Source organism: Streptomyces sp. NPDC093801 (genome assembly GCF_040701585.1).
In the GTDB taxonomy this organism is placed as follows: domain Bacteria; phylum Actinomycetota; class Actinomycetes; order Streptomycetales; family Streptomycetaceae; genus Streptomyces.
Map to the genome: position 1 here is coordinate 240,090 of NZ_JBFBDP010000006.1, position 23,152 is coordinate 263,241.

General features: G+C 74.2%; 22 protein-coding genes. 16 read left to right on the plus strand and 6 right to left on the minus strand.

Annotated features, from left to right (window positions below; all coding sequences use genetic code 11):
• Positions 1-51: 51 nt before the first annotated feature.
• The 5 genes from AB0469_RS09150 to AB0469_RS09170 form a co-directional block, all read right to left on the minus strand.
• Positions 52-1,041 carry an ABC transporter permease gene (locus AB0469_RS09150; RefSeq protein ID WP_366450686.1) on the minus strand — a complete coding sequence of 330 codons (990 nt, stop codon included), beginning with the start codon at positions 1,039-1,041 and terminating at the stop codon, positions 52-54.
• Positions 1,038-1,982, minus strand: coding sequence for an ABC transporter ATP-binding protein (locus tag AB0469_RS09155; RefSeq protein ID WP_366450687.1), 945 nt, complete (start codon positions 1,980-1,982; stop codon positions 1,038-1,040). The genes AB0469_RS09150 and AB0469_RS09155 overlap by 4 nt, the downstream gene beginning before the upstream one ends.
• A 104-nt stretch (positions 1,983-2,086) precedes the next feature.
• Positions 2,087-3,991, minus strand: coding sequence for a GAF domain-containing protein (locus AB0469_RS09160; protein WP_366450688.1), 1,905 nt, complete (start codon positions 3,989-3,991; stop codon positions 2,087-2,089).
• 13 nt (positions 3,992-4,004) lie between these two features.
• Positions 4,005-5,372 carry an MFS transporter gene (locus tag AB0469_RS09165; protein WP_366450689.1) on the minus strand — a complete coding sequence of 456 codons (1,368 nt, stop codon included), beginning with the start codon at positions 5,370-5,372 and terminating at the stop codon, positions 4,005-4,007.
• A 906-nt stretch (positions 5,373-6,278) separates the two neighbouring features.
• A complete protein-coding gene (locus AB0469_RS09170; protein WP_366450690.1) occupies positions 6,279-6,704 on the minus strand; it encodes an NUDIX domain-containing protein in 426 nt (141 codons plus the stop codon).
• Positions 6,705-6,892: 188 nt separating this feature from the next.
• Here AB0469_RS09170 and AB0469_RS09175 point away from each other — a divergent pair, with 188 nt between their 5' ends.
• From AB0469_RS09175 to AB0469_RS09205, 7 genes are all read left to right on the plus strand, one after another.
• Positions 6,893-7,339: a hypothetical protein gene (locus AB0469_RS09175; RefSeq protein WP_366450691.1), complete on the plus strand. Its 447-nt coding sequence runs from the start codon at positions 6,893-6,895 to the stop codon at positions 7,337-7,339.
• On the plus strand, positions 7,327-7,773 hold the full coding sequence (locus AB0469_RS09180; protein ID WP_366450692.1) for a hypothetical protein: 447 nt from the start codon (positions 7,327-7,329) through the stop codon (positions 7,771-7,773). The genes AB0469_RS09175 and AB0469_RS09180 overlap by 13 nt, the downstream gene beginning before the upstream one ends.
• Before the next feature lie 79 nt (positions 7,774-7,852).
• Positions 7,853-9,178 carry an MFS transporter gene (locus AB0469_RS09185; protein ID WP_366450693.1) on the plus strand — a complete coding sequence of 442 codons (1,326 nt, stop codon included), beginning with the start codon at positions 7,853-7,855 and terminating at the stop codon, positions 9,176-9,178.
• An 11-nt stretch (positions 9,179-9,189) separates the two neighbouring features.
• On the plus strand, positions 9,190-9,861 hold the full coding sequence (locus tag AB0469_RS09190; RefSeq protein ID WP_366450694.1) for a metallopeptidase TldD-related protein: 672 nt from the start codon (positions 9,190-9,192) through the stop codon (positions 9,859-9,861).
• Positions 9,862-10,381: 520 nt separating this feature from the next.
• A complete protein-coding gene (locus AB0469_RS09195) occupies positions 10,382-11,068 on the plus strand; it encodes a CatB-related O-acetyltransferase (RefSeq protein WP_366450695.1) in 687 nt (228 codons plus the stop codon).
• A 229-nt stretch (positions 11,069-11,297) separates the two neighbouring features.
• Entirely contained in the window at positions 11,298-12,155 is an 858-nt protein-coding gene (locus AB0469_RS09200; protein WP_366450696.1) for a MerR family transcriptional regulator, read from the plus strand.
• Positions 12,156-12,522: 367 nt separating this feature from the next.
• Positions 12,523-14,031: a CehA/McbA family metallohydrolase gene (locus tag AB0469_RS09205; RefSeq protein ID WP_366450697.1), complete on the plus strand. Its 1,509-nt coding sequence runs from the start codon at positions 12,523-12,525 to the stop codon at positions 14,029-14,031.
• 38 nt (positions 14,032-14,069) lie between these two features.
• On the opposite strand, the gene AB0469_RS09210 is transcribed toward AB0469_RS09205, so the two are convergent.
• Entirely contained in the window at positions 14,070-14,285 is a 216-nt protein-coding gene (locus AB0469_RS09210) for a hypothetical protein (RefSeq protein ID WP_366450698.1), read from the minus strand.
• Between the two features lie 131 nt (positions 14,286-14,416).
• Here AB0469_RS09210 and AB0469_RS09215 point away from each other — a divergent pair, with 131 nt between their 5' ends.
• From AB0469_RS09215 to AB0469_RS09255, 9 genes are all read left to right on the plus strand, one after another.
• A complete protein-coding gene (locus tag AB0469_RS09215) occupies positions 14,417-15,367 on the plus strand; it encodes a SagB/ThcOx family dehydrogenase (RefSeq protein ID WP_366450699.1) in 951 nt (316 codons plus the stop codon).
• Positions 15,368-15,370: 3 nt separating this feature from the next.
• The gene (locus AB0469_RS09220) at positions 15,371-16,459 is read left to right on the plus strand and encodes a hypothetical protein (RefSeq protein ID WP_366450700.1); all 1,089 of its coding nucleotides are present in this window, start codon (positions 15,371-15,373) and stop codon (positions 16,457-16,459) included.
• A complete protein-coding gene (locus AB0469_RS09225; protein WP_366450701.1) occupies positions 16,456-17,820 on the plus strand; it encodes a YcaO-like family protein in 1,365 nt (454 codons plus the stop codon). Before AB0469_RS09220 ends, AB0469_RS09225 begins: the two co-directional genes overlap by 4 nt.
• Positions 17,795-18,508: a CPBP family glutamic-type intramembrane protease gene (locus tag AB0469_RS09230; protein ID WP_366450702.1), complete on the plus strand. Its 714-nt coding sequence runs from the start codon at positions 17,795-17,797 to the stop codon at positions 18,506-18,508. Before AB0469_RS09225 ends, AB0469_RS09230 begins: the two co-directional genes overlap by 26 nt.
• Positions 18,505-19,266, plus strand: coding sequence for a CPBP family glutamic-type intramembrane protease (locus AB0469_RS09235; RefSeq protein ID WP_366450703.1), 762 nt, complete (start codon positions 18,505-18,507; stop codon positions 19,264-19,266). The genes AB0469_RS09230 and AB0469_RS09235 overlap by 4 nt, the downstream gene beginning before the upstream one ends.
• The gene (locus AB0469_RS09240; protein ID WP_366450704.1) at positions 19,263-20,267 is read left to right on the plus strand and encodes an ABC transporter ATP-binding protein; all 1,005 of its coding nucleotides are present in this window, start codon (positions 19,263-19,265) and stop codon (positions 20,265-20,267) included. Before AB0469_RS09235 ends, AB0469_RS09240 begins: the two co-directional genes overlap by 4 nt.
• Position 20,268: 1 nt before the next feature.
• The gene (locus tag AB0469_RS09245) at positions 20,269-21,018 is read left to right on the plus strand and encodes an ABC transporter permease (RefSeq protein WP_366450705.1); all 750 of its coding nucleotides are present in this window, start codon (positions 20,269-20,271) and stop codon (positions 21,016-21,018) included.
• 65 nt (positions 21,019-21,083) lie between these two features.
• On the plus strand, positions 21,084-21,887 hold the full coding sequence (locus tag AB0469_RS09250; RefSeq protein WP_366450706.1) for a class I SAM-dependent methyltransferase: 804 nt from the start codon (positions 21,084-21,086) through the stop codon (positions 21,885-21,887).
• Positions 21,888-21,980: 93 nt separating this feature from the next.
• Positions 21,981-23,150, plus strand: coding sequence for a serine hydrolase (locus tag AB0469_RS09255; RefSeq protein WP_366450707.1), 1,170 nt, complete (start codon positions 21,981-21,983; stop codon positions 23,148-23,150).
• The last annotated feature ends 2 nt before the right edge of the window (positions 23,151-23,152 follow it).

Consider the following 23,152-nt stretch of genomic DNA (forward strand, 5'->3'; position numbering starts at 1 on the left):
TGTCGGTCCAGCCTAGGGGGTGTCCGGGCGGTGCTCAGCGCCCGCTCCGGCTCACAGGGCGCCCTTGCGGGTCCACCCCAGGAACACCCCCACGAGGACCGCGGTGAGCCCCAGCAGTACCCCGGCGGCGATCCACTGCATGCCCGCCATCTGGTCCCGGCCGAAGTACTCCCAGACGGTGTTGACGATCCCGTGCGCCGCCCGGCAGTTGTCGGGCGAGGCGTCGTGGACGCAGGTGCTCCATCCGTAGAGCCGTCCGGAGGCGGTTCCGACCCACTGGTCCACCTGCACCACGTCCCACATCCTCGGCGGCGGCCCGTCGAGCGGGGTGACGAGGCGGCGCGGCGTGGCGAGGCCCTCCTTGAGGACGTCGCCGGCGAAGAGGGCGACGCCGGAGACCACGAAGGTGAGGGTCATGGCCGGCACGGCCCGGCGCAGCAGGGCCCCGACGGCGATGCCCAGCGAGGTGGTGAACAGGGCCGTCGCCACCAGGACGGGCCCGCTGGAGGCGAACAGGCCGCCGTTGAGCCAGTCGGCGGCCGCGAGCGGTCCGGCCGACCGCCACCACCAGCCGTACACCAGGCCGAGGACCCCCGTCGTCAGCGCCGCCAGCGCCAGCGCGAAGCCCAGCTTCCACAGCAGCCAGCGGCCCCGGGTGACGGACTGCGTGGTGACGAGCCGGGCGGTCCCCTGCTCCCGGTCGGCGGCGACGAGCGGGGCGCCGAGGAAGACGCCGAACAGCAGGGGCAGCCACCCCAGGGCGTTGCCGAAGGAGTTCAGCTCCTCGGCTGCCCGGGTGCGGACCACCGGGTTGATGTCGGTGTCGGGTGCGGTCGGCCAGTGGGCGGAGTGCAGGATGTCCAGCGCTGCCGAACGCCGGTAGAGCATCCAGGCCGTACCGAGGACGATCGCGGCGGCGCAGAGGACCAGCGCGGTGCGGTGCTGGCGGGCCAGGAGCCAGGCGAGTCCGCGCAGCCGGCGTGCGCGGCCGGGCGCGGCGGCGGGGCGGGTCGCGGCCGGGGCGGGGGAGTGCGTGCTCATGCGGAGGCCTCCTTCCGGTGGCAGGGGACGGCGGTGGGGGAGAGCAGCGCGGGAGCGTCCGGGGAGCGGAGGTAGGCGAGCAGGACCTCCTCCGTGCTCGGCTCCGACAGCTGCCACGCGGGGTCCAGCGGTCCCTCGCGCCGCACGAGGGCGGAGAAGTGGCGCCCGGAGGTGCGCACTTCGACGACGGTGTGCGCGTTCAGGGCGGACGGCGGGCCGTCGTCCGCCGCCACCCCGCTGACCAGGGTGTGCATCGGCACCAGCTCGTCGGTCTCGCCCGCCATCCGCATGCGGCCGCCGTCGAGGACGAGGACGTAGTCGCACATGTCCTCGATCTCGGTCAGCAGGTGGGAGGACATCAGCACGGTCGTCCCGTGCCGGGCTGCCTCCGACAGCAGCAGCGCTCCCAGGTCCTCCCGGGCGACCGGGTCGAGGTCGGCCATCGGCTCGTCCAGCAGGAGCAGTTCCGGCCGCTTCCCGAAGGCCAGCGCGAACGCCACCCGCGTCCGCTGGCCGCCCGACAGGTCCCCGGCGCGCGCCCGGAGCGGAACCTGCCCGGAGAGGACGACCCGCTCGGCCGCCTCCTGGTCCCAGCCCGGGTTGAGCTCCTGGCCCATCCGCAGGTGCTCCGCGACGGTGAAGCGCTTGAACAGCGGCTTGTCCTGCCCGAGGTAGGCCCATCTGGCCATGGTGGCCGGCTCGGTGACGGGGGCCCCGAAGACCCGCACCTCACCGGCCGAGGGCTCCAGAAGGCCGGCTGCCAGGGCCAGCAGGGTGCTCTTGCCGGCCCCGTTGGGCCCCACCAGGGCGGCGACCCGGCCCGCCGGGATCCGGAAGGAACAGTCCTTCAGCGCCCAGTCGCGCCGGTACCTCCGGCCCAGCCCGCGGGCCTCCAGGGCCCAGCGGGTGCCTGCCGCGGCGGATGCGGTCGTATCGCGCACGGCTCCCCCTTTCCGTGAATCCACTAGGGAACTAATGGAATCATGGAGTCATGGTGCGGCCCTGTCAAACAGCGGCCGGACCGCCGGGGTGTCGCGCCGGGAGCTCAGGAGGACGCGGGCCCCGGGGGCCGCGGGACGGACACCTGGTGCAGGCGCAGGGCGAGCTGGAGCTCCAGGGCCCGGTCGGGCGACTGCCAGTCGGGGCCGAGGAGGCGTCCGATCCGCTCCAGGCGCTGCACCACGGTGTTCACGTGGACGTGCAGCGCCTCCTTGGCCCGGGCCTGGCTCATGCCCGAGGCGAAGTAGACCCGCAGCGTGTGGAGCAGGTCGCTGCCGCGCCGGGCGTCGTAGTCCAGGACCGGCCCGAGCGCCGCCCGGACGTACGCCGACAGGTCCGGCCGGTCGCCCAGGAGGACGCCGAGGAACCCGAGCTCGGAGAGGGTGCTGCCGTCTCCGGCCCGACCCAGCGCGCACAGCGTCGTCAGGCAGCGCAGGGCCTCCGCGTGCGCGGCGGGCAGCGCCGCGGGGCCGTCCTCCGCCAGCGCCGCGCCGACCGTCACCGGTCCTCCCACGGCCCGGCCCAGCGCCGCCGCCAGCCCGGCGGCGTCCGCGCCCGGGGTCTGCGAGGGGGCCAGCAGTACGGCGTGGTCGTGGTGCACCCCGGCCAGCCCCCGGCGCTCCCGGGCCTGGTGCGCGGCGGCCGCGAGCAGCCGGGTGCGCGGGGCGGTGTCGCTGTGCAGGACGAACAGGGCGTGCGGGCGGGCCAGGTCGACCCCCAGCCGGCGGGCGCGTTCGGCCAGCCCCGCCGGATCTCCGGACGGGCCGAGGAGGTCTCCGAGCAGCTCCCCGCGGATCCGGTCCTCGGTCTGCGCGACCGACCGCCGCAGGAGCAGCAGCAGGGCGGTGACCATCGCGGCCCGTTCGAACAGGCGCCGCCCGGCCTCGTCCAGCCCGGGCCGGCCGGTCAGCGTGACGCTGCCCAGGAGTTCGGGACCGGCCAGCACGGCGCACACCCAGGACCCGCCCTCCGCGACCGCCCGCCCGCTGGTCCGGGAGGCGGTCACGGCCCGGGCCGGGGGCGCCGCCAGACGGGTCCGCGAGCGGGCCAGCTCCGACCCGTCGGCGTCGTGGACGAGCGTGCCCCCGTCCAGGAGCGCGCCGATGGCCGCGGCCACCTCGCCGAGGTCCCCGCCGCGCAGGACCAGGCCCGTGAGCCGGTCGTGCGCCTCCTCGGCCCGGCGCAGCGCGTCGCTGCTCTCCTGGATGGTGCGGGAGGCGACGCCCAGTTCGGCCAGCGCCCGGCGGGTCTCCTCCAGCAGCCGGGCCCCGTCGATGGCGATCGCGGCGTGGTCGGCGAGCGAGGACAGCAGCGCCACCTCCCGCGGGCTGAACTCGCGCGGGCTGCGGTCGGCGGCGAACAGCACCCCGATCACCTTCGCGCCCAGGCGCAGCGGCACCCCCAGGATGGCGTGCAGGTCCTCCTCGCCGACCGCGCTGTCGATGGGACCGGTGTGCCGGAAGCGCGGGTCGCGCTGGTAGTCGCCCGTGGCGTACGGGCGGGCGGTCTGCGCGACCAGCCCGCCCAGCCCCTCGCCCATGCCGAGCCGCAGCTGCTGGAACGCCGCCGAGACCGAGCCGTCGGTGACCCGCATGAAGGTGTCGCCGGCGGCCTCGTCGTTGAGGGAGAGGTAGGTGACGTCGGTGTGCAGCAGCTGCTTGGCCCGGTGGGTGATGGCCCGCAGCACCGCGTCCAGGTCCCGCAGCGCCGCCAGGTCGCCCGCCGTGTCGAACAACGCGGTCAGCTCCGCCTCGCGCGTCCGGTGCTGGGCCAGCGTCCGGTGGACCTCCAGGGCGACCCCGGTGGCCTCCTCCAGGGCGGCCAGCTCGGCGGCGGAGGCGCCCGCCGCGCGCGCGGACGCCGCCGGCCGGGAGAACTCCTCGGCCGGCGCGCCCTGGGCCAGCAGCCCGAGCAGCTCCCGCAGCCCCGCCTCGCTCACGCCGCCGAGCATACGGGCCCGCCGCTCAACGCCCGCCGGAGGAGCCCGCCGTGGCCGCCGGAACGGCCTGGCGGGATCCCGTGAGGCTGCGGCCCCTCGTTTCACGGGCGGCGACCGCGGCGATCGTCGTGACCAGCGCCGCCGCGCACAGGTAGACGGACACCGGGACGGACGACCCGTACGACTTCAGCAGCTCGACGGCCACGATCGGCGCCAGCGCCCCGCCGAGGAGCGAGGCCAGCTGCGAGCCCATCGAGGCGCCGGAGTACCGCACCCGGGTGTCGAACATCTCCGAGATGAAGGCCGCCTGCGGACCGTACATCGCCCCGTGCAGCAGCAGCCCGGCCGTCACGGCGACGGCGATCACGGCGAAGGACCGCGAGTCGAGCAGGGCGAAGAAGGCGAACGCCCACCCGGCCATTCCGACCGACCCCACCAGGGTCACCGCCCGCCGCCCGATCCGGTCCGACAGCGCCCCCCACAGCGGGATGGTCACGAAGTGCACGGCCGAGCCGATCAGCACGGCGTTGAGGGCGTCCGACTTGGGCAGGTGCAGGTGGACGGTGACGTACACGAGCAGGAACGCGGTGAGGACGTAGTAGGAGACGTTCTCCCCCAGCCGGACCCCGATGGCGGTGACCACGTCGCGCCCGTGGGACCGGAACACCTCGACCACCGGCGTCCGCGGCCGCCGCCCCGCGGCCTCCTCGGCCTCGGCCCGGGCCCGCGCCTCCAGGAACGCCGGCGACTCGGACACCGACACCCGGATCCACAGCCCCACCACCACCAGCACCCCGGACAGCAGGAACGGAACCCGCCACCCCCAGGCGAGGAACGCCTCGTCCGACTGCACGGCGGCCAGCAGCGCCAGCACCCCGGTGGCCAGGAGGTTCCCGCCGGGCGCCCCGGCCTGCGGCCACGACGCCCAGAACCCGCGGCTGCGGTCGTTCCCGTGCTCGGCGACGAGCAGCACGGCCCCGCCCCACTCCCCGCCCAGCGCGAACCCCTGCACCAGCCGCAGCACGGTCAGCAGCACGGGCGCGGCCCCGCCGACGCTCGCATGGGTGGGCAGCAGCCCGATGGCGAAGGTGGCCCCGCCCATCATGAGCAGGCTCACCACCAGCAGCCTCTTGCGCCCGATCCGGTCCCCGAAGTGCCCGAACACGACCCCGCCGAGCGGCCGCGCGGCGAACCCGACGGCGTAGGTCAGGAACGCCAGCAGGGTCCCCACGAGGGGGTCGCTGGCGGGGAAGAACAGGGTGTTGAAGACGAGCGCGGCGGCGGATCCGTAGAGGAAGAAGTCGTACCACTCGATGGTGGTCCCGACGAGACTGGCGGCGACGATCCTGCGTATGCCGGACGGGCTGGTTCTGCTCGCTGCGGGGGAGGCCATGTGCACCACTTCCAGGGGGTCTGCGGGGACGTCGGGTGTCGCCACAACGTAGAAGTCCGCCGATCAGCGGCATATGTGGCGGGCCATCACAATCAACCGCCGTCTTGTGTGCAACGACACCACAGGGCCATGGGTGGCTCATTCACACCCCCGGAGCGACCCCCTCCATATCGCGCCGGATGTGCAGAATTCCACCCGTTTTAGAGGGTCGGTGCGTACTCTCGTGCTGGTTCGGTGCTGGTTACGGAGCGTTGAGGGTGCGGCATTCGTTGGCAGAGAGGGGTACATGGGGATCCGGTCCGGAACCGCAAGGCGGTGCGACTCGGAGGCCCGTCCCGGTGTGAGGTGTGCGCCTCGGTGCCAGCAGTTCTGTGCGGCCGCCGGGTGTCGGCGCGCGGTGGGACGCTTGAGCGTCGACACCGGGGAGGGCGCACGCACGGCGATCGATTGGGTCGTCCACGAGGGCGCTGGAGCACGATCCGGATGGCTGGGTGCTGGTCGGCCCCTGTGTTCCGACGCCGTCGGTGCGAACCTGCGTCAAGGGCCTCGGTGGGGAGTCGGGCGGCCCGTCATCCGTGTCTCAGACGGGGCCTGGCTGGACGACAAGCCCGCATGCGGATTCGGAGAGGGCGCCTCCGGGAGGGGCTGCGGGAGGCTGCCAGCGACTACAGGGGCGGAACTGACCTTTTTCTGGGCGGCATTGACGACATCGACCAACGCGTTGGTGCACTGGGTTGGCGAATCGATGGCCTCGACCTGCACTGGTCCTTCGACGTCGCCTCCAGCAAGGGCACGGTGGTGAAGACCCCGCAGCCGAAGCACCCCCGCGAGGACTGCGGCGCACCACGCTCCCACGACTGCTGCTGCAGGGCGCCTCGGCATTCCGGTCCCGGTAGCAGTGGTCAGTCAAAGGACGACGTCGAGATAGTGCCGGACCGGATCGAAGAGCCCGTACGGGATGTACTGCGGGATCTCCGGCAGCGTCACCCACGCGACCTCGGCGACTTCATCGGAGGCCGCCACATGCGCGGTTCCACCGGCCGCCTCGCAGGCGGTGTACGACACTCGCCAACCGGTGATCGGATGGACCCGCTCGCCCAGTCGAACAACGGCGACCACGTCCAGGCCCGTCTCCTCCTTCGTCTCGCGGACGGCGGCTTCCTCACAGGACTCGCCCGGTTCGACTTTGCCCGCTGGGAACTGCCAGGAGAGTTGGCCCTCAGGGGCTCGTCGCCGGATGAGCAGTACTCGACCCCCGTGAACCACGACGGCCCCGGCGACCCGGCGCACCCATCGGGAATTGCCGCTTGGCGATGTCTCGCGGTCGCTCACGTCAGCCTCCGTCGTTTGGGCCGAGGAGCCGTGGGAGCATCTTTCTGGCTTGCTCCTGTCAGCCCGTGAGGGGCCGCTGTCGTCTGCGCGCATCAGATGCCGGACTCGTCGGACCGCGGTCGAGGCATTCGGGTGAATGTGCCTGCGGCTCCATGTACGCATAGGCGCAGGGCCGGGATTCTTTGTGGATGATCACTGCTTCTTTACAGCGGGCGGCCGTGCTGGTGGCGAGCGCGGCTCTGCTGGGTGCCGCTCCGGCCGGTGCTCCGCGCGAGTCCTGGGACACGACGGAGAGGTGCGTTCAGACGGATTGGGACAGCCGCCGCATCCCCACGCGGACAGGGAACTCCGAGCTCGGATGGCAGCACTTCTCCCGTCCGCACGGCATCACGAGCTGCAGGCTCATCGACGCTGCCCTCAACGGCAAGCCCGACAAGCTGTCCGACCAGCAGCGGAACCTTGAGTACTGGGGGTCGGCGATCAAGAACGGCCGTCAGGTCGACTTCGTGGTCAAGGTCCGCTACGCCAAGACCACCGACGACGGCAGGTACGAAGCGCCCGGAGCGAAGGGGAAGGTCGGAGTCATCACGGCCTATTGCCGGGGGATGCAGAAATGTCCGTCATGGGTCAACTGACCTGCTCCGAGGGCTGCCTCTCCCGCGCGCAGAGTGCCGTTGCCGCGGCCCTGTGGCACTACACGGACACTCCCATTGCCAGGCCGTACTACGTCCGAGGGTGCGTACCCGAGCCGGACGGCGCGGCAGTGATCGTCGCGCTGTGGACCGGCCCGATTGCTCGGGAGAAGAGGAACCTCGTCCTGCTCGTGCCGCTGGTGTCGGGCGGACTGCCTGTCCCGCCGCGGGGCGTGGTCGCGGGGCTGATGCGGCTCGGCCGCGGGACGCACCTGTTCGGCTCCGTCGGGCGGCGTTTCGACGGCAAACCCCTCCTTGACGGCAGTGCCCTGGTGGAAGGCGAGGGCCGGCCCTGCCTGTGTGACGGTGGCCCGGAACCCGAAGGGCCGCGGGGCTTCTACTTCGAGCGCCCCGGCGAACCGAGGCGCTACCCATGACCGACGGACCAGGCTGAGATCGCCCCCCGCCCTGCGGGCACTGCTCCACCACTGGGTCGGTACACGTCGGCTTGGGGCCATGACGCCCGGGCCTCGGACGGACGGCTCACGGAGGGCCTCCTGCACCAGGTTCTGCGGGAGCATGGCGACCCGCTGCCTGGAGATCGCGGTGGCGTGGTGGGTCCTGGACAAGACGGGCAACAGTGCCCTGCTGGGCCTCGTCATGGGGGTCGGCATCGGCGCGGACGTGCTCTCCCGCGGCGCCTTGGGCTGGGTCGGCGACCGGTTCCGTCCGCAGCGGGTCGTCCTGTGCTGCTTCCTCGCCTCGGCCGTCGTCAGCGCGGTGCTGACCGCGCTGGCCTTCGCCGGCGTCTACCACCTGTGGACCGTGCTGCTCGGGGTGGTGCTGCTCGGCGTCAGTCTCGGGCTGCGGGAACCGCTGCTGATGTCCACGATCCGCAGCCTGATGGACGCCTCCGCCGTCGCGGGCGCCGTACGCGTGCGCAGCGCGATGATGTCGCTGTCGTCCTTCGCCGGACCGGTCGTGGCCGGCGTGCTGATCGGCCCCCTCGGCTACTCGGCCGTCCTCGGTGCCACGTGCTGCGCCATCCTCGTCTGCGCGGCTCTCGCGGCCCTGCTGAGGGTGCCGGAGGGCGAGCGGACCGACGCGTCACGGAAATCCGGCCCCACCGGCTGGGCGACCGAGGCCAAAGCCGGGTTCCGGGCGATCCGCCGGGTCGTGCCCGAGTGGCGGCTCGCCCTGCTCACGATGGTGGTCGACTTCGCGCTCTTCCCGGTCTTCGCGCTCGTCGTTCCGGTACTGGTCGCCGCCCACTACCCGGGCAAGACCTGGGTGCTGAGCATCGTGGAGTCGGCGTTCGGCGTGGGAATGATCGCGGGCAGCGCCGTCCTGGTCCGCAAGAGCAACTCCCTGCTGGGGCGGCGCCGTACCGTACCGGCCGGGTTCGCGCTGCTCGGGGCCGGGTTCATCGGGACGGGCCTCGTCTTCGGCGCCACCGGTCCGGCCATGCCCGTGGCCTTCACCGTCGGCAGCTCCGCGCTGTTGATGCTGTCCGGCGCGGGCTTGTGCATGGTCACCGTCAACACCGGTACGGTCCGCCTGCTGGCCACTCCCTCGTCGCACCGCAACCGGATGGTCGCCGCGGCTTCCTTCCTCTCGGGCATCGTGATGCCCCTGGGCTCGGTCAGCAGCGGCCTGATCTCCCGAGTCCCGGGAGAGCGCTGGGCGCTCCCCGTCCTCGGGGGGGCCATCTGCCTCTGCGCCGGCGTCGCCGCGTGCGACAAGGCGCTCACCCGTTTCCTCGCGATCCCGGACGAGGAGCTCGACGGCGCCTACCTCCGAGAGTTCCCGCACGCCTTCCGGGTCTCCGAGCCCCGTACGTAGAAAGCCCGCGCATGAAAGCCTCCTCCCTGTCCTTCCTCCGCTGCCCCGCGAGCCGGTGCGGCCAGTCCCCCCTGACCGCCGACGTCTGGGCCCGGACCCAGCTGCCCACCGGTGAGGACGACGTGCTCGAAGGCATCGTCTCCTGCGCCGACTGCGGGGTGACCCTGCTGGACGACCCCACCGACCCCACGGGCTTCGGCGCCGCCCGCTTCGACGCGGAGGGTCTGGCGACTCGCCGCAACCTGCTCGTCGCCGCGGGCCGCTTCGTCGGCCGCCTGCACGACGCGGCCGGCGGACACCGCGCGGGCGCGGCCTCGAACGGGGCGGCGGTGCGGGCGGGTTACAAGAGCCTGCCGAGGGCCGGGGCCCGCGCCCTCGCCCTCGTCCCTGGGGACATCGACCCCGCAGCGGTGGTCGCGGGCCTGGACCACGGCTTCCTGGTCCAGGGCGTCGGCGGGCTCCAGGCCGGAGCCGGGCCGGGCGGCGCGTTCTCCGCCGCGGTGAGCGGCCGGGTGGTGCGGGGCGGCGAACTGGCGGAGTACGTACCGCACACCACCCTGGCCGCGACCCTCTCCGAACTGCTCCTGGGGGTGCGGGGAGTGGGCACCGACAGCATCCCGCTGCCGGGCAACGCGAAGGGCACCACCCTGCTGGTCTCCGAACTGACGGTCGGCGGGCAGTGACTCCGCCTCGGCCTCCGGTGCGGGCGGCTCCGCCGTCGCGATACAGCTCCGCGCCGCCCTGCTCACCCCGCGGGCCCGGCCATGGTGGGTGCGGGGGAGCGGCGGCCGGTCCGTACCGGCGCTGCGAGGGGTGGAGAGGAGTCCGGCCGCTACGTGTGGACCATGTGCGCCCGCGGCACCCGGATCGCCGACCGTTCCTGCCGCAGGCAGAGCGCAGCCGTACGGGTGAGGTGAGTACCGGATCCTCTGATGACGACCGTGCGGGACCGGGACGGCCACGACGTTCCGACCCGCCACGGCACCACCGCTTTCGGGTGGCAGCATGCCTCCGCCAAGCACACCATGCCCAGCGAGAAGGCGATCGAGGCTGCCCCCTGCGTGCCCTGCCGCCACACGCCCACCGGCGGCTCATTTCCACCCCTGGAATCAGCCTCTCCGAATTGCGCCGGATTCGCGGAGTTCCGCCGCGCCGTCTTCCACCGCGGCCCGGCGGCCGGGGGTTCGGCGCGCCGTGTACAGAATGGGGGCGTTCGACATCCGATGCCGACGGAGAGGGGCTCCCGTGAACCGCCTTCCTGCGGACCCGACGGTACTTCACCCGGTCCCCGGACAACCGCGCGTGGTCCTGCTCAAGCCGCTGGTGACCTCGCCGCTGATCGAGGTCGGGGAGTACTCCTACTACGACGACCCCGACGATCCGACGGCGTTCGAGACCCGCAACGTCCTCTACCACTACGGGCCCGAGAAGCTGGTCATCGGGAAGTTCTGCGCGCTGGGCACCGGGGTGCGGTTCCTCATGAACGGCGCCAACCACCGCATGGACGGGCCCTCCACCTTCCCCTTCCCCATCATGGGCGGCTCCTGGGCCGAACACTTCGACCTGCTCACCGGCCTGCCGGGCAGGGGCGACACCGTCGTCGGCAACGACGTCTGGTTCGGCTGCGACACCATGGTCATGCCCGGGGTCCGCATCGGGCACGGCGCGGTCATCGCCTCCGGAGCCGTGGTCGTGGACGACGTCCCCGACTACGGCATCGCCGGCGGCAACCCGGCCCGTCTCGTCCGCACCCGCTACAGCGACGACGACGTCGCCCGCCTCCTCGCCCTCGCCTGGTGGGACTGGCCCGCGGAGCACCTCACCGACCACATCCGGACCATCATGTCGGGCACCATCGGCGACCTCGAGCGGATCGCACCACGGACCTGATCCGACCGACTCCCCAGGCGCACCACCCGGAGCAGTCCGAACGCTGCCCGGGCCGCCGCGGATGCGACCTCCAGGGGCCGGGGTGCCGGGCCGGCACCTCCAGTGCGACGCCGCCGGCGGCGAGGGACCGTCCGACAGCCCGTCAGGGGCCGGGTGGTGGGCGGTTGCACATGCCGTAGCGTCATGTGGTGTCGTCGGGGGCACCCCAGTACGAGAGGCCCTGTCTGCGATGTACCGCTCCGTCACGCCGCCCCGCGAGGTCAAGATCGGCGATGCCGCCGCATTCGCCGGAACCACCCCGCGCGCGATCCGTCACTACCACCAGATCGGTCTGCTGCCGGAGCCCGGGCGCGGCGGAGACGGGCGCCGCCGCTACGGTTACGACGACATGATCCGCCTCCTGTGGATCCGCAGGATGTCCGAGGCCGGCATCAGCCTGGACGACATGCGGGCCGCCTTCGACGAAGCCCGGGACGTCGAAGACGTCCTGGGCCGGCTGGAGGAGACCCTGGCCGCCCAGGAGGCCGACATCAGGCGTCAGCGCGCGGCGGTCCAGCGCCTGCGGGTCGTGGGCAGCCCACTGGGCCTGCTGTCCCCGTTGGTCACCGACCGGCTCGCCCACCTGCCCTCCGGCGCACTGCGCCCCTCCGACCTGGACACCCTGCTGGTGACGGAACGGATCTTCGGGCCGCTGGGAGCCGCGATCCAGGCCGGCGTCTTCATCATCCTCGCGACCCACCCCGGACTGAGGGCCGAGGCAGACCGCCTCGACGCGGCCGACGCCGCCCTCGACGACACCGTCGACCCCCACGACCCGCAGGTGGAGGAACTCGCCGCGCAACACTGCGCCCACCACGAGGCCGTGCTCCAGGCCATGGAAGCGGCCGGACTGGACGTGGCTGAGGAGGAGCTCTTCGAAACCTGCGACGCCGAAGCCGGCGACGCCGAAGCCGGCGGCCGGGAGGACGCCCGGATGAGTGTCTACGAGGCGGTGACCAAGATGCCCTACGGCTTCTCCCCGGCCCGGACGCGGTGCATGGAACTCACGGCACGGCTCCTTCACGGGGACCTCTCCGCAGGCAGCTGAGCGGTGGTCCGGCCGTGCGTGGGGATCCCGCACCGCGCAGCCGGGTGCGGGTGTTGCGGAGGGGGATCCGCGGGGCCTGCCGCTCCCTGCAGGAGGAGGCGCTCGGCGAGCGGATCCGCAGGCTCGTCCGGGACGAGGCCGAAGAGCGATGCCCCTACGACGGGACGGCCGACAAGGCTTCCTGCTCCCGGGCGGAGCGGCGGGGCGCCATCGCGACCGACAGCGGCCGGCCGCGTACGCACGAACACGGTCGGCGTGGCCGGGCGCGGTGACCGGGGCGGCCCGCCGGCCGGCCGTGTGTCCCGCGCCGCGGCCGGCAGTCGGCGTGTTCATGCCGGATTCATGTCCTCCCGGGAATCTGGTCCCCATGGCCCTCAGCAGACGAGCACTCCTGGCACAGGCAGCCGCGTCGGCCGCCGGCGCCGCCGTCCCTTCCCCCTCGCCCGCCGCCGGTGCGGCCGCGGGATCCGAGCCGACCACGACCGTCGTCCTGCGCGGCACGATCCCGCCCGGTGCCCCGGACTTCGTGTACGTGCCGGTGGACGTCCCCCCGGGCGTGCGCGAGTTACGCGTCTCCTACCGGTACGACAAGCCGCCCGCCCCGCCGGGCACCGCGGGCAACGCCCTCGACATCGGCCTGTTCGACCAGCGCGGTACCGCGCTCGGCGGCCACGGCTTCCGCGGCTGGTCCGGCGGGGCCCGCAGCGAGTTCTTCCTCCGCGCGGACGAAGCCACCCCCGGCTACCTGCCGGGACCGCTGGAACACGGCCGCTGGCACCTGGCCCTCGGCCCCTACACCGTGGCCCCGCAGGGCCTGTCCTACGAGGTCACCGTCACCTTCGCCCACGGCGCACCGGCACCCGCCGCCCCCGTGGCCTACCCGCCCCGGCGCATCCCCGGACGCGGCCGGGCGTGGTACCGCGGGGACTGCCACATCCACTCCGTGCACTCCGACGGCCGCCGCACCCCGACCGAGATCATCGCCCTCGCGCGTGCCGCCGGCCTGGACTTCATCAACACCTCCGAGCACAACACCCACAGCTCCCACACCGCCTGGGCGGGCGCCGACACGGCCGGTCTGCTCGTCCTCACCGGCGAGGAGGTCACCACGCGCACCGGACACGTCCTCGCCGTGGGCACCGACCCGGGCACCTTCATCGACTGGCGCTACCGGTCCCGGGACGGCCGCTTCGCCCGCTTCGCCCGCGCCGTCCGGCAGGCGGGCGGCCTCGTCGTCCCCGCGCACCCGCACGCCACCTGCGTCGGCTGCGCCTGGAAGTTCGGCTTCGGCGAGGCCGACGCCGTCGAAGTGTGGAACGGCCCCTGGACCCCCGACGACGAGGTCTCCCTGGCCTCCTGGGACGCCACGCTGTCCGGCGCGTCCGGCGACCGATGGCTGCCCGCCGTGGCACACAGCGACTACCACCGCGACCCCGACCGGATCGGCGGACCCCAGACCGTCGTCCTCGCCGACGACCTGTCCCGCGAGGCGGTCCTGGCGGGGCTGCGCGCCGGACGCGCCTACGCCGCCGAATCCTCGGCCGTCTCCGTGGACTTCACCGCCGTCACCGGGCGGGGGGCCCATGCGGGCATCGGCGAGACGCTGGCGGTGGCCGCCCCGGACGCGGAGGTCCTCGTACGGCTGTCGGTGACCGGCGCGGAGGGCTGCGAGCTGCGCCTGGTCACGGACCAGGGCACCGTGCACACGGTGCCCGCGGCGACCTCCCTGGAGTGGCGCACGACCCCCGCCCGCACGGCCTACGTCCGCGCGGAGGTCCGTCACCCGGCCCAGGCGCCGCCCCTCCCCGGCCCGCCGGCCGCCCTCACCAACCCGATCTGGCTGTGCAGCAACTCGGTTCCAAACAAAGGGAGTTGAGGCCTCGTCCGGCGGCTTCTCGCCACCCCCGGACGCTGCTACGCTCCAGGCGGCCAGCGCTCAGGGCCCTGTTCTTCGCGTCCTCGATTGGAGGTGAGGGAAACAATGTTGAGCTTCTCCGGCCAGGTCGGCAGCACCGCGACCGGCGGCGCGTTCGTCCAGGTGGCACCGGGAGCCAGCACCACCTGTGGTGGTGGGAACTGCTGCTGCAGCTCGTGCTGCAGCTGGTAGCCGTCCCAGTCGAGCGGGGTCACCGGCCCCGCTCGACGTCCGCGCCTCCCTCCCGCGGGCCGTCCGCCGGCACGTCCCCGAGGTACGGCCGCATCCCGCGGAGCCGTCGTCCCGCAAGGCCCCGTCGCACGCCCCCGTCGAACGAAAGGCCGAGATGTCACTGAAGGACTCGCAGGAAGCCGTCTCCGACCACCTGGAACGCAACGCCCACATGGCGACGGTGGCGGCCTTCGGCCAGCAGCACACCTCCGTGTCGATGTACAGCGCGACGACGGTGGTGCGGGCGCCGGAGTCGGTGGTACGGGGCCGATGGAGTCCGGCCGTGCACGGGTTCGTGGGGGAGGAGTTACTGCTCAACCACCGCCGCGGCGCGCGCGACCTCGGGATGCAGCTGGGGGTGTCGAGGTTCTACGGCCACGACGCCGTCCTCTCCACCGCGCACAACGACCTCCAGGAGCGGGTGGACGGGGCGGTCGCCCTGCCCCCGCACCGCAGGCTGCGCAGCGGCCTGACGGACACGGTCGGCAGCCGGCGCAGCGGCCGCGGGTTCTCCGGGAAGCCGGTGTCGCTGGAGGAGCTGGCCACGGTGCTGTGGCACGCGCAGGGGGTGTCGGGCAGTCTGCCGGTGCCGACGGCCCAGGACGGCGGCGCCGCCGTGGCGTTGCGCAACGCGCCCTCGGGCGGCGGGCTGTACCCGGTCCGGCTGGCGGTGCTCGCCCAGCACGTCAAGGGCCTCGCCCCGGGGGCGTACGCCTACCAGCCGCACAGCCACACCCTCGCCCCGTACGGGACGGGCCCGCAGCCGGTGGAGCTGGGCCGGCGGCTGCAGACGACGGACGTCGACGCCGACCAGGTCGCCCTGGCCCTGGTGTACGTCTACGACCTGTACGCCAACGCGCAGAAGTACGGGGACAGCGGGCTGGTCTTCGCGCTGATCGAGGTCGGCGGGATCTCGCAGAACGTGCACCTGGCCCGGACCTCGCTGGGCCTGATCGGCTGCGACCAGGGCGGCTACGACAAGCAGGGGCTGGAACGGACCCTCGGCTGCGACGGCACCTCGCGCCACGTGGTCCACCTGACGCTCCTCGGACACGGAGAGGCCTGAGCCATGACCCTTGAGCCCTCCGAAGCGAGAGTCCTCCTGGCGACCTCGGTCCGGCTGCTCGCGGTCGAGCCGGGGGTCATCCGGCTGCGCTGGGGCATCTGGAACTTCTCCGAGGTCACCGTCGACCTGCGGGCCGAGTCGCCCGCGGTCCGGGCCGCGATGACCGGGCTGTTCGAGACCCTGGCGGCGGGCGAGGCCGCCGACGGGACGTTCGCGGACGCCGCGGGACTCACGCCGGTCGAGCGGGCCAACCTGCGGCTGGCGGTCGACGAGCTGCGCCAGGCCGGGTTCCTCGCCCACGACCGGGCCTCCGAGCGCGGCGCGGACATGGCCCGGGCGCTGCTCGGCAACCTCGACCTGTACGGCGCCGGCGAGTCGGCCGGGGCGACGGTCGCGTTCGCCGCGGACTCGCCCAGCGCCGCCGCGTACGTGGCCGGCCAGGCCGACGCCCTGGGCCTGCCGCTGGAGCCGCTGCCGGCGGACTTCCTGGACGCGCTGCACGCCGCCGACCTGACCTCCGGAACCGGGGGCCTGGCCGCGGCGGACGCGCTGAAGGGGCTGAGCGCCACCGTCGAGCACTGCGACGCGCTGGTGGTCCACCTCGGGCAGGCTTCGATCCTGGCCCTGCGCGGCCTCAACCGCCTCGCCTGCCACCTGGAGAAGCCGGTGGTGGTCGGTCTGGTCGACGGGCCGTTCGCGACCGTCGTGGGCGCCGACAGCCCGCGCACCGGCTGCCTGGAGTGCTTCGAACAGCGCTCCCTGGCCCGGCTGGAGGACCACATCGGCTACCACACCATGGTGGCGGCCACGGCGCCCGGCGGCACGGGCCGGGCGAACGGCGTGGAGTCGCTGATCTGCGCCCACCTGGTGAACGAGGCGGTGCTGCTGCGCTCCCTCGGCACCTCGCGCTTCCTGGGCCGGGCGCTGAGCATCTACCTGCCGACGTACGAGATCCAGGCGCAGGACGTGCTGCGCATCGGGACCTGCCCGGCGTGCGGACACGTCGCCCGGGACGTCGTCCGGGAGATCAACTTCAGCAGCCGGGTGATCGTCGACCGGCACGTGCGCGAGGCGCTCGGAGGGGGCCGATGAGCGGCATCCCCGTCCTGGCCCACCCCGGAATGGGCGCGGCGCTCGCCCGGTACGCGCGGATCGGCGGCAACCAGGGCGGGATCCTCCCCGGCATGCTGGTCTCGGTCGCCGCGGTGGAGGGCGAGCCGTACCTGCGCTCGGCCACGGCGGCGATGCCCCAGTACCACCGGCTGGCGCTGGACGACCCGCACATGCAGATGCAGTACCACCTGGCCGGCTACGGCTCGACCCACGAGGAGGCGGTGACCCGGCTCACCGGCGAGGCCGTCGAGCGCTACGCGGCGATCATGGCGATGCCGCTGTTCGCCGACCGGATCGAGTACGCCTCCTACCGTGCGCTCTCCTCCCGGCACCGCTGCCTGCCCCTGGAGCTGCTCGGCATCTTCGACGCCGAGCAGCAGCGGCAGCTCGCCCGGATGATGCACCGGTACGCGCCGGAGCTGCCGACCGACGACGACGTGATCGCGTGGATCGCCTGCCCCTCGCTCACCCGGCCCGGGGAGGAGGTGTACCTTCCGGCGCAGCTGGTCTTCCTCGGCTTCCGCAGCGGTCCGGGCGCGGCCGACAAGCTGTTCACCCCGTCCTTCTCGACCGGGACCGCGGCCCACGTGTCGCTCGACAAGGCGCTGCTCGGCGCGCTCGTCGAGGCCGTGCAGATCGACGCCTTCGTCCTCAACTGGTACACCGGGGCCAAGGCGCCGCGGATCGACCTGGACGAGGACGGCCGCGAGCTGCTCGCGGCGGCCGGCCTCGCCCCGGACGGGCCGTACGAGGTGCGCACGAGCCTGCTGACCCGGCCGGAGCTGCCGCTGCCCAACATCGGGGTGACCCTGGTGCGCCGGGACGGCCGCCTGCCCCACATCGCCTTCGGGCTCCAGGCCGACCCGGACCCGCGGCGGGCGCTGCTGCGCGGCGCGGCGGAGGCGACCGCGATCCTCGGGATCGGCATGTTCAGCACCGTCTTCGACCTGCCCAACGTCCACTTCGCGCAGACCGGTTCGGCCTACACCGACCTGGACACCAACGTGCTGTGGTTCGCCGCCCCCGGGGACGCGGAGCGCAAGCTCACCGCGGTGGAGAGCCGCGTCGACGGGCGGGTCGGCTTCGCCGGACTGCCGGGCTACGCCGACGACGACACGACGGCGATCCGCCGGCTGCTGGCGGACCTCGCCGGGGTCAGCGAGTACGCGGGCTACCTGGACTTCACTCCGCCGGAGCTGGCCGACACCCCGTGGCGGGTGGTCCGGGCGGTCGTCCCGGAGCTGCTGAGCATGTGCCTGCCCGGGTTCCCGCCGAAGGGCCATCCCCGGATGCGAGAGCACGGGGGCGTGACCCATGTGGTCCCACACCCGCTCCCTTGAGCTGCTGGTCCTGGCGGCCACCGTCGCGCCCGCCGAACTCATCCGCGTCGCCACGGCGTTCGGCCCCGCGGCGGGGGCGGACCGGGCACGGGCCGCCCGCCGCGGGCTGCTGGGCGCCCCCGCCGCCTACCTGCTGGTGACCGCGGCGGCCCTCGCCGTCGCCGCCGACGGCGGGTTCGTCCCCGACACCCTGACCGGCTGGCGGACCGGCGCGCTCTGGCTGCCGGCCGCGGCCGCGGCCGGCGCCGCGCTGGTCGGCGCGGAGTTCGCGCTCGGCGCGGTGCCCCGGCTGCCGGCCGGGACGGGCCTGCCGCGGCTCGCGGTCCACCGGGACGGCGGCGCGGTGGGCGGCGGATACGCGGCGGCCGTCCTGGTCACCGCGGCCGCCGAGGAACTGCTGTACCGGGGCCTGTGGACCGGTGTCCTGCACGAGGGCCTGCACCTGCCGGCCGGGGTCGCGGTCGCGGCGGCCGCCGCGGCCTACGCGGTGGGGCACCTGTTCTTCGGCGGCCTCGCGGTGGCGCAGAAGGCGCTGTCCGGGACGGTCTTCGGACTGCTCATGGTGGTGTCGGGCAGCCTGGCCGTGCCGCTGGTGGCGCACCTCGCGCAGAACGGGGTGGTCTTCGCCCTGGCCGTCCGTCAGGAGCGCGGTGCCCGCCCGGCCGGCGGACGGGAGGCGGTCGGATGAGCGTGCCCGCCTTCACCGCGCTCACCATCGCCGTGGTCGGCGCCTGGCTGGCCCTGTACCGGCTGCCGTTCAACGATCCGGCGCGCCGGCGGCGGACGGCCCTGTGGCTCGCCGGCCGGACGGGACTGCGTCCCGGGGCGGCCTTCGCCGTGTTCGGCACCGTCGTGTACCTGGCGCTGGGAGCGGTGGCCCTGGCGGTGCTGCTGGCGGCCACGCCGCTCGCGTTCCACCGGCTGTTCGCCGTCCCCGCGCCCGGGACGGCGCTCGCCCTGCTGCTGGCCGTCCTCGGCACGTCCAGTGCCACCGTCCTGTGCGTGTCGCTGCTCTACCGGGCCGACCCGCGGGCGGACGTCCCCGGCGAGATCGCCCGCATCCAGTGGATCGCCTCGATCCTCGCCCTGCCCCGGCACTACCGGTGGATCGTCCCGGCGGCCGCGGCGCTGTTCGAGGAAGTGCTCTTCCGCGGGGCGGTCCTGCTCGGGCTCGGGGCACTGGGCGGCGGCCCCGCCTTCGCCCTGGCGTTCAGCACCTGCCTGTTCGCGGCCGGGCAGGTCGCCCTGGTCTCCACCCGCACCCAGGCGTACGTGCTGGGCACCTCCAGCCTGGTCCTCGGCACGGTCGGCGGCCTGCTGACCACCGCCACCGGCGGCGTGCTGCCCGCCCTGGTGCTGCACATGTCGTTCGCCGGCTTCTACACCCACCTCAGCGCCTCCGCGACCCCCGGAGCGCGCACGGCCCCCGGGAGGCTCAGCCTGTGACCACCAACCAGCCGTCCGCCGACCCGGCCACGGCCGCGCCACAGCCGCCGCCCGGCCCGGACGGCGACGCCGTCGTGCACGCCGACCGGCTGACCGTCGCCTACGGCACCTTCACCGCCGTCCGCGACGTCTCGTTCCGGATCCTCCCCGGGGAGGTGTTCGGGCTCATCGGGCCGAACGGGGCGGGCAAGACCTCGGTCGTCGAGGCGGTCGGCGGCCTGCGGCCCGTCCGCAGCGGCACGGTCACGGTGTGCGGACACGACCCCCGCCGCGACCGCGACGCGGTCACCCGGCTGCTCGGCATGCAGCTGCAGGAGTCCCAGTTCCCCAGCCGGGCCCGGGTCGGCGAGCTGTGCGACCTCTACGAGGCCGTCTACCGGGCGCCCGGCTCCGCGGCCGCGCTGCTGGAGACCTTCGGCCTCGCCGGCCGCCGCCGCAGCATGATCTCCGACCTCTCCGGCGGCATGCGGCAGCGGCTGGCCCTGGCCCTCGCCCAGATCGGCGACGTCCGCCTGGTCGTCCTCGACGAACTCACCACCGGCCTCGACCCGCAGCAGCGCCGGGAGACCTGGCGCTCGGTCCTCGACCTCGCCGCGCGCGGCGTCGCGGTGCTGCTCACCTCGCACGCCATGGACGAGGTCGAGGCGCTCTGCGGCCGGGTGGGCGTCCTGCGCTCCGGGCGGCTCGTCGCGCTCGACACGCCGGCGCGGCTGACCGAGGCGCACGCCGGCCCGTCCACCTTCGCCGTCGACCTCGGGGCCCCGGGCACCGGACGGCCCGCCGGCATCGAGGAGCGGCTCGGCGGCCTCGGGCTGACCCGGCTGCCCGGCGCACCGGACCGGCCGGAGTTCGCCGGAAGCTACCCCGCCGACTACGACCGCATCGTGAGCCTGCTGGCGCACGCCGGACTCCCGCCGTCGGCGGTGAGCCGTCGCACCCCCACCTTCGAGGACGCCTATCTGCGGCTGGCCGGCGGCACCGCCGCGAAGGAAGGGGCCTGAGATGCCGACGCTGTGGCCGATCGTACGGTTCGAATGGCGGCGGATGCGGCGGAACTTCGCCCCGGTCTTCTTCGCCCTCGCGTTCCCGGTGCTGATGCTCTGCATGTTCGGCGGGATCTACGGCAACGAGCCGTCCGCGCAGTTCGACGGCCGCGGGACGGTGGACATGTCGGTGCCCGCCTACCTGGTCCTGGTGGTCGCCGTCACGGGGCTGATGAGCTTCCCGCTCGGGCTCGCCGAGTACCGCGACCGCAAGGTCCTCAAGCGCTTCCGCGCGACGCCGGTCGACGCGTCCGCCTTCCTCGTCGCCCAGGGCCTGGTCAACCTCGCGCTGAGCCTGCTCGGCGCCCTGCTCCTGGTCGTCGCCGGGTACCTGTTCTTCGACCTCCACCTGCCGGCCTCCCCGGCGGCCGCCGCCGCGACGGCCGGGGCCCTGGTCCTCTCCGCCCTGGCCATGTACGCCCTCGGGGGAGTGGTGGCCGCGGTCGCACGGTCCGAGCGGGCGGCGGTGGCCATCGCCAACCTGGTCTACTTCCCGATGATCTTCCTCTCGGGGGCGACCATCCCCCTGCAGGTCTTCCCGCAGGGGATGAAGGACATCAGCGCCGCTCTGCCCGCGACCTACGCGGTCGAGCTGCTCCAGCACGCCTGGCTGGACGGCGCCGCCGACGTCGCCCTCGACCTGGGCGTCCTCGCCGGCGTGGTCGTCCTGGGCACGGCGGCCGCCGCACGCCTGTTCCGGTGGGAGTAGCGGTGCCGGCCGCCCGTCCGCAACCCGCCGGGGAGGCGCCTGCCGGGGAGGTGCCTGCCGGGGAGGTGCCCGGCACGTCGCCGCCCGTCGGGGAGGTGCCCGCCACCGCCTATCTCACCGCGCTGGCCCGGGCCCGTGCGACGGCCGAGCCGGACGGCGCGCTGCGCGACCCCTTCGCCGACCGCTTCGCGCGCCACTGCCCCGACTCCGTCGCCCGCGTCACCCGGCACACCGCGGGAACCTCCGTCGTCATCGCCCGCACCCTCCTGATCGACCGCCTGCTGTCCGGGCTGTTCCGGGAGGGGCCGTGGGACGTCTGCGTCAACCTCGGCGCCGGGTTCGACGCCCGCACGCACCGCCTGGACTGGCCCGGCTCCTGCCGGGTGGTCGAGGTCGACTGCGCCCCCGTCCTCGACCTCAAGGACCGGCTGCTGCCCGCCGCGACGGCGCCCGTCCCCGTGGAGCGGCTGCGCTGCGACCTCCGCGACCCCACCGCCCTGGCCGCACTCCTGCGCCCCCGCACGACCGGACGCAGGACCCTCCTCCTCGCCGAAGGGCTGCTCACCTACCTCACCGAGGGCCAGGTCCGCGCCCTCGCGGGCGCGGCGGCCGACACGGCCGGCGCCGGCAGCGCGTGGATCTGCGACGTCCTCTCCCCGGCCTCCGCACGCACCCTCACCGCCGCCGCCCGCGCCGCCGGAACGGCCCTGGCCCTGCACGGCCTCCCCGACCTCGGCGCCTTCGAGCCCTTCGGCTGGCGCTGCGAGCACCTCGAACCCCTGCCCACGGCCCGTCCGCCCAGCCGGGCCGCCGGCACGGCCCGGCTGCCCGACGGCGTCCTGCAACTGAGGCGGACCGACGCCGTCTGACGGCCCGTCGCGCTGCGCCGACGGGAGGGGGCCGCTACGCCGGTCGGCCGAAGTCCGGCTGCCGACGCGCGCCGGCCTCCCTACCGTGACCGGATGACCCTCAGTCCGTCAGTGCGCAGGCTCCTGTCCCGGGCGGCCGTCCTGGCCGCCGGTGCGAGCGTCGTCCTCGGTCCGCCGTCCGCCGGTGCGGCGGCCCGGGCCGAGCCCGCCCCGCCGCGGGCGCAGGCCCCGCCGGACCCGGCGCTGCTGCACCGCCCCGGGGTCCACCTGAGGCCCCGCCAGGGCGCTCCCGACCTGCCCGACGACCTCTCCGCCCTGTCCTGGCTGGTGGCCGATGCCGGCAGCGGTGAGGTGCTCGCCGCCCACAACGCCCACCTGGGCCTGCCGCCCGCCAGCACCATGAAGACGCTCTTCGCCCTCACGGCCCTGCCGCGGCTGCCGCGGAACGGAACCCACACCGTCACCGACGCCGAACTCGACGACGTCGGCGAGGGCAGCAGCCTGGTCGGCCTCGACGCCGGCCGCACCTACCGGATCGCGGACCTGTGGCGGGGCGTCTTCCTCAGCTCCGGCAACGACGCCGTCCACGTCCTCGCCGCCATGAACGGGGGCTGGGCGCAGACGGCGGCCCAGATGCAGGCCCGGGCCCGCGCCCTGGGGGCCACCGACACCCATGTCGTCTCCCCGGACGGCTACGACGCGGAAGGCCAGGTGTCCTCCGCCTACGACCTGGCCGTCTTCGGCCGCGCCGGGCTCACCGACCCCGACTTCGCCCGCTACGCGGCCCTCACCGACGCCCCCTTCCCCGGGGACACGGACGCCGAGGGCCGGCCGACCTGGACGTACGGCATCGAGAACACCAACCGGCTGCTGACCGGCGAGGACGGAGTGGGCCGCTACCCGGGCATCATCGGCGTCAAGAACGGCTACACCTCCGACGCCGGGTACACCCTGGTCACGGCGGCACGGCGGGACGGCCGCACCCTCCTGGCCACCGTCATGAACCCCCAGCGCGGCGGCGCCTTCGCGGTCTACGAGGAGACCCGGGCCCTGCTGGACTGGGGATTCGCCGCCGCCGGACGGGTGGACCCGGTCGGATCGCTCCGGCCGCCGCCGGCCCGGCCCGTACGGAGCGCCGGGCCGCCGGTCGCCGCCCCCGCGCCCCCCGCGGTGTCGCACACCGGCTACGCGTGGCCGGTGGCCGCCCTCCTCGCGGTCCTCGCCGCGGCCGCGGTGGTCCTGCACCGGCTCCGGCGCCGCTGAGC

Excerpts from the sequence above, each read along its gene's own strand:
- AB0469_RS09160 (WP_366450688.1), bottom strand. The coding sequence starts at position 3,991 with ATGCTCGGCGGCGTGAGCGAGGCGGGGCTGCGGGAGCTGCTCGGGCTG.
- AB0469_RS09215 (WP_366450699.1), top strand. The coding sequence starts at position 14,417 with ATGTCACTGAAGGACTCGCAGGAAGCCGTCTCCGACCACCTGGAACGC.
- AB0469_RS09200 (WP_366450696.1), top strand. The coding sequence starts at position 11,298 with ATGTACCGCTCCGTCACGCCGCCCCGCGAGGTCAAGATCGGCGATGCC.
- AB0469_RS09185 (WP_366450693.1), top strand. The coding sequence starts at position 7,853 with ATGACGCCCGGGCCTCGGACGGACGGCTCACGGAGGGCCTCCTGCACC.
- AB0469_RS09245 (WP_366450705.1), top strand. The coding sequence starts at position 20,269 with ATGCCGACGCTGTGGCCGATCGTACGGTTCGAATGGCGGCGGATGCGG.
- AB0469_RS09190 (WP_366450694.1), top strand. The coding sequence starts at position 9,190 with ATGAAAGCCTCCTCCCTGTCCTTCCTCCGCTGCCCCGCGAGCCGGTGC.
- AB0469_RS09225 (WP_366450701.1), top strand. The coding sequence starts at position 16,456 with ATGAGCGGCATCCCCGTCCTGGCCCACCCCGGAATGGGCGCGGCGCTC.
- AB0469_RS09195 (WP_366450695.1), top strand. The coding sequence starts at position 10,382 with ATGGGGGCGTTCGACATCCGATGCCGACGGAGAGGGGCTCCCGTGAAC.
- AB0469_RS09150 (WP_366450686.1), bottom strand. The coding sequence starts at position 1,041 with ATGAGCACGCACTCCCCCGCCCCGGCCGCGACCCGCCCCGCCGCCGCG.
- AB0469_RS09220 (WP_366450700.1), top strand. The coding sequence starts at position 15,371 with ATGACCCTTGAGCCCTCCGAAGCGAGAGTCCTCCTGGCGACCTCGGTC.
- AB0469_RS09165 (WP_366450689.1), bottom strand. The coding sequence starts at position 5,372 with ATGGCCTCCCCCGCAGCGAGCAGAACCAGCCCGTCCGGCATACGCAGG.
- AB0469_RS09180 (WP_366450692.1), top strand. The coding sequence starts at position 7,327 with ATGGGTCAACTGACCTGCTCCGAGGGCTGCCTCTCCCGCGCGCAGAGT.
- AB0469_RS09205 (WP_366450697.1), top strand. The coding sequence starts at position 12,523 with ATGGCCCTCAGCAGACGAGCACTCCTGGCACAGGCAGCCGCGTCGGCC.
- AB0469_RS09230 (WP_366450702.1), top strand. The coding sequence starts at position 17,795 with ATGTGGTCCCACACCCGCTCCCTTGAGCTGCTGGTCCTGGCGGCCACC.
- AB0469_RS09255 (WP_366450707.1), top strand. The coding sequence starts at position 21,981 with ATGACCCTCAGTCCGTCAGTGCGCAGGCTCCTGTCCCGGGCGGCCGTC.
- AB0469_RS09235 (WP_366450703.1), top strand. The coding sequence starts at position 18,505 with ATGAGCGTGCCCGCCTTCACCGCGCTCACCATCGCCGTGGTCGGCGCC.
- AB0469_RS09175 (WP_366450691.1), top strand. The coding sequence starts at position 6,893 with ATGATCACTGCTTCTTTACAGCGGGCGGCCGTGCTGGTGGCGAGCGCG.